This is a genomic window from Nitrobacter winogradskyi (assembly GCF_006539545.1).
Lineage (GTDB): Bacteria > Pseudomonadota > Alphaproteobacteria > Rhizobiales > Xanthobacteraceae > Nitrobacter > Nitrobacter winogradskyi_A.
The window spans coordinates 1-4,580 of the sequence record NZ_BJNF01000013.1 but is presented as its reverse complement, the minus strand read 5'-3'; the positions used below and the strand labels follow the sequence as shown (position 1 = coordinate 4,580).

General features: G+C 61.1%; 6 protein-coding genes and 1 other RNA gene. 3 read left to right on the top strand and 4 right to left on the bottom strand.

Going from position 1 to position 4,580, the window contains the following annotated elements:
• Positions 1–14 precede the first annotated feature (14 nt).
• Positions 15–275, bottom strand: a complete 261-nt coding sequence (locus tag NWI01_RS19275) for a hypothetical protein (protein ID WP_210242935.1) — start codon at positions 273–275, stop codon at positions 15–17.
• Between the two features lie 2 nt (positions 276–277).
• Between NWI01_RS19275 and trxB the strand changes: the two genes are divergently transcribed.
• Positions 278–1,243 (top strand): thioredoxin-disulfide reductase, encoded by a 966-nt coding sequence (gene trxB / locus NWI01_RS02575; protein ID WP_141382390.1) that lies wholly within the window; start codon positions 278–280, stop codon positions 1,241–1,243.
• Positions 1,244–1,256: 13 nt separating this feature from the next.
• Positions 1,257–2,150, top strand: coding sequence for a LysR family transcriptional regulator (locus NWI01_RS02570; protein ID WP_141382389.1), 894 nt, complete (start codon positions 1,257–1,259; stop codon positions 2,148–2,150).
• A 153-nt stretch (positions 2,151–2,303) separates the two neighbouring features.
• Here NWI01_RS02570 and NWI01_RS02565 read toward each other — a convergent pair whose 3' ends face one another.
• The 3 genes from NWI01_RS02565 to NWI01_RS18760 form a co-directional block, all read right to left on the bottom strand.
• Positions 2,304–2,984 (bottom strand): ParA family protein, encoded by a 681-nt coding sequence (locus tag NWI01_RS02565; protein ID WP_141382388.1) that lies wholly within the window; start codon positions 2,982–2,984, stop codon positions 2,304–2,306.
• Positions 2,985–3,173: 189 nt separating this feature from the next.
• A complete protein-coding gene (locus NWI01_RS02560; RefSeq protein WP_375782165.1) occupies positions 3,174–3,485 on the bottom strand; it encodes a hypothetical protein in 312 nt (103 codons plus the stop codon).
• Positions 3,486–3,703: 218 nt separating this feature from the next.
• On the bottom strand, positions 3,704–3,856 hold the full coding sequence (locus NWI01_RS18760; RefSeq protein ID WP_181410346.1) for a hypothetical protein: 153 nt from the start codon (positions 3,854–3,856) through the stop codon (positions 3,704–3,706).
• Between the two features lie 144 nt (positions 3,857–4,000).
• On the opposite strand from NWI01_RS18760, the gene rnpB reads away from it, so the two are divergent.
• Positions 4,001–4,449, top strand: an RNA gene (gene rnpB / locus NWI01_RS02555) — RNase P RNA component class A.
• Positions 4,450–4,580 lie beyond the last annotated feature (131 nt).

Genomic DNA, 4,580 nt, shown 5'->3' with positions numbered 1-4,580 from the left:
CGCTTCTGATTCCATCAGAAGCGAGGCTCTATAGTTTGTTTCAACTGCGTTGAATCAGGCTCGACGCTTATATTTTTTGTTTGAGCATGATCTTCTCCGAAAACCGGTCTCCACTTTTCGGGATCATGCTCCAGAGGAATTTTTCCGGCGGAGGGTTGCATTTTTCGCATGGCGAGGCAGATATGCATAACGTCATTCTGACGCTTCATGTCCTGGCTTCCCTGCCGGCATTCGCCAAGCAGCCGGCCGCCAGTTTTCGCCAGAGGTCCGCTCACCCATGCCCGCCCCCATCCACGCCAAGGTTGTCATCATCGGCTCCGGTCCGGCGGGCTATACTGCGGCGATCTACGCGGCGCGCGCCATGCTGGAGCCGGTGCTGATCCAGGGCATCCAGCCGGGCGGCCAACTCACCATCACCACCGACGTTGAAAATTACCCCGGCTTCGCCGACGTGATCCAGGGGCCGTGGCTGATGGAACAGATGGAGAAGCAGGCGGCGCATGTCGGCACCCGAATCGTAACCGATACGGTGAATTCTCTCGATGTGTCGCAGCGGCCCTTCCGCCTGACCTGCGACAGTGGCGAGGTCTATCTTGCCGAAACCGTGATCCTCGCCACGGGCGCGCAGGCACGCTGGCTCGGGCTGCCATCCGAGGACGCGTTCAAGGGATTCGGTGTCTCGGCTTGCGCGACCTGCGACGGTTTCTTCTATCGCGGTAAAAACGTGATCGTGATCGGCGGCGGCAACACAGCGGTCGAGGAAGCGCTCTTCCTGACCAATTTCGCCTCGCAGGTCACCCTTGTACATCGCCGCGATCACTTCCGCGCCGAACGCATCCTGCAGGATCGCGCTTTCAAGCATCCCAAGATCAAGGTGATCTGGGACAGCGCCATCGACGAAATCTGCGGCAGCGAGGATCCGCCCAAGGTCACCCATGTGCGGCTGAAGAACGTCAAGAGTGGCGAACTCACCGAGGTCGAGGCCGATGGCGTATTCATTGCGATCGGCCACGCGCCTGCGACCGAACTGGTGACGGGCAAGGTCAAGCTGAAGCCGTCGGGCTACGTCGAAGTTGCGCCGAACTCGACGGCGACGTCCGTGCCGGGGCTGTTCGCCGCCGGCGATGTCGCGGATGAAGTCTATCGCCAGGCCGTGACGGCCGCCGGCCTGGGTTGCATGGCCGCGCTGGAAGCCGAACGGTTTCTCGCCGCGCACGCGGGTGACCGCGCGGCGGCAGAATAGCGCGGTCCGCGACATGGATTGGGACAAGCTAAAGGTATTTCACGCCGCGGCCGAGGCCGGAAGCTTCACACACGCCGGTGAACAGCTCGGACTGTCGCAGTCCGCCGTATCGCGGCAGGTCGGCGCGCTGGAGCAGGAACTCTCGGTGCCACTGTTTCATCGTCATGCGCGAGGGTTGATCCTGACCGAGCAGGGCGACCTGCTATTTCGCACCGCGCATCAGGTCTTCATGCAGCTGCAGGCGGCGCGCGCCAAGCTCGCCGACAGCCGGGAACGGCCAAGCGGCGACCTTAAGGTGACGACCACGCTTGGAATCGGTATCAACTGGTTGATTCCGCGGCTTGGCGAATTCACCTCGCTGTATCCGGATATCAGAATCTCACTGGTTTTGACCGACGAAGAGCTGGATCTGTCGATGCGGGAAGCCGATATCGCGATCCGCACATACAAGCCGACCCAACCCGACCTGATTCAGCGCAAGCTGTTTGCCATATGTTTTCATGCCTATTGTTCGACCGAATACGTCAAGCGCTTCGGCACCCCGCGAACGCTTGAGGAACTCAATGGACATCGCATCATCCTGCTCAACGAGACGCAGGCCTCGCCTCATCTCCAGAACCGCAACTGGCTGATCGAGGCCGCCCGCAACCGATCGGGGCCGCACGAGCCCTATTTCACTGTCAACAACATCGTGGGCCTGTTCAGCGCCTGTCAGCAAGGTCTCGGCATAGCCGCGCTGCCGGACTATCTGGTCGGCGAGAACAATCTCCTGGTGCAGTTGTTCGGCGAATCCGACTCGATTCAGCTCGATACATATTTCGTGTATCCTGAAGAGTTGAAATCTGTCGCGCGGGTTCAGGTTTTCCGCGACTTCGTCGTCAGCAAGGCGCAACGCTGGCCGTCGTGATCGGAGCAATTCCCCGCCCCTTTCGGGGCCGGCGCGTCCGACACGCACGGCGCGGCGGGTTGCACCCCAAGGATGGGCTTGGCTCGACGACGCTACAGTGGAAAGACAAACGCGCGAAATCCGCGCGCTTTATCATCGAGCATTGAGCAGCGATCAGGCGGCGTGCTTGTGCATGGTTCCGCCCGAGGGCGCAGCCCCGCGGATCGCCTTGACGGAGCGTTCGATCGCCGCCCACAGGCGTCCGATCTCCGAAGCCGCGCGGCCCTGGGAATCATACTCGCGCGCGCCTTCGCCATGCGCCAGCGCCAGCAGCAGGTCGGCGCGATTGGTAATCTGGCCGCTCCAGACCGGAGCGCGGAATTTCGCCAAGGCCTCCCGCGCAATGGTAACGATCGGACTCTCGGAGCCGTCGCGCATCGCCGGCGCACCATTGATGACAACCGCATAAGGCCTGCGCGCGGATCGGCAGCTCTGAATGGTGCCCTGAACAGCGTTCACGTCGAACACGCCGGGCCGCGCGGGAATAACAACCATCGTCGCATTCCGGATGGCGTCATCGACGACGGCCGACAGGTTCGGAGGCGTGTCGATAAAGACCCACTCGACGCCGTCACGCTTCGCGGCGTTGATGATTTCGGTGACGGACCGATTGGCTGTCCGGATCGGAGGTTCGTTCGTGCCGCGCAGCTTGTGCCAAAGCGTCAGCGACCCCTGCGGATCGGCATCCACCAGCAGGCAGGGCCTCGAGGCCTTATGAACTTGCGCAGCAAGATGCGCGGCCAGGGTACTCTTGCCTGAGCCGCCCTTACGCGATGCGAAAACAATAACGTTCATACCTTGGTCTCCCGATTGACCCAGGAGAATAAAATGAATCAGCATACTGATTCGTTAAAGACAAAATTTACCGTCAATCGCCGCCACGCGGCCGTTTTTCGCGCGTTTCGGGCATTTTAACCACATCTGGTCCGGTCTCCGGCGGAACCCGATGCGGATAAACCTCCGAAAATGAACAGTTGCGAAGCCTTACAAAAAGCGTTTCGCAGCTTTGCGCTCCAGCCATTTGCGCTCGATCCAGCCGAGCATCCGCGCCATCGGTCCTTGCAGGAACGGCAGATCCTGCGCGATCAGGATGAGGCCGAGCGGCAGCATCCACAGTCCGAGAACCGGCAGAAAGCTGAAGATTCCGCCGAGGATCAGCAGGATCGCCAAGGGAATGCGAACCAGCCGCGAGGACGGCTTGCGCACCCAGCCTATGAATCTCGCGAATCGTGGCGGCAGCTTACCCTCGAACCAGGCAAGATGCCGATCCAGTTCCGCGCGGTGATCCTTGCTCACTGTTCGCTCCATGACAGAGAGATGTTGACTTGTCACAGCGCGACAAGGCGGCGCGATGTCGCGCAAATGTCTTCCGGAAAGGCTCCCGATCGCTTGGTCGCCTCGTTTGGATTCAATCGAAACAAAATGGCTCAATAAAGTTTCGAGCGAAGCATGTCCTGGCAACCCGAGCATGGATGATCGCGTGAAAAGCGCCAGTCCAGATCATAAAGCCGCTTCTAGAATCCGAACGTCCAGACCACGCCTACCACCGCCAGCGTCAGGAAAGCGCTGAGCGTCCAGCTAAGGGCGTAGTCCTTCTCCTCCGGCACGATCCCGCGCATGTCATCCACCGCGCCGTGGATGGGACGCCCAAGATGTAGATCGGTCATGACAACCTCCCGTGCGGACATTGCCGCAAGACTCCAATGGCGGAAGGGCAGGAGGAGTTCCCCTCAGGCTGCAAACATCTGAATTTTCCCCGCGCGATGCCACCTGGCTTGACGGCGCGGCACACAACGGTCATGCGTAGCGTGTCAGTCGGCCGGACGGCCGCTCCAGCTGCTGCCGAAAGGCTTGCGGGAGAGGAAAGTCCGGGCTCCATCGACATACGGTGCCGGATAACGTCCGGCGGGGGCGACCCCAGGGACAGTGCCACAGAGAACGAACCGCCGCGTCCACTCTCTCTTCGCTTGCCGGGGAGAGAACAGTGTGGAGCGGTAAGGGTGAAAAGGTGCGGTAAGAGCGCACCGCGTCTCCGGCAACGGAGACGGCATGGTAAACCCCACCGGGAGCAAAACCGAATAGGGACAGCATAGCGAGGGGTTCGCCTTGGCGATAACACCGCAGGGCCATGTCGGGCTCGCTGTCCGGGTAGGTTGCTTGAGGCAACGTGCAAACGTTGTCCCAGAGGAATGGCCGTCACGTACCGCGTGCGCAAGTGCGCGGGGCCCTACAGAACCCGGCTTACAGGCCGGCTGATAACCGCAAAGCGTTTGAACCGAAGTGAGCGCGCGGTTCGCTGAGAAACGCCTGTTCCAGCGAATGAGGGGTTCGGCGCGCCGGACCCCTCGCCAGTCCCGAGCGCGACCGCTCCCGCTAGATCACGATGGTTTT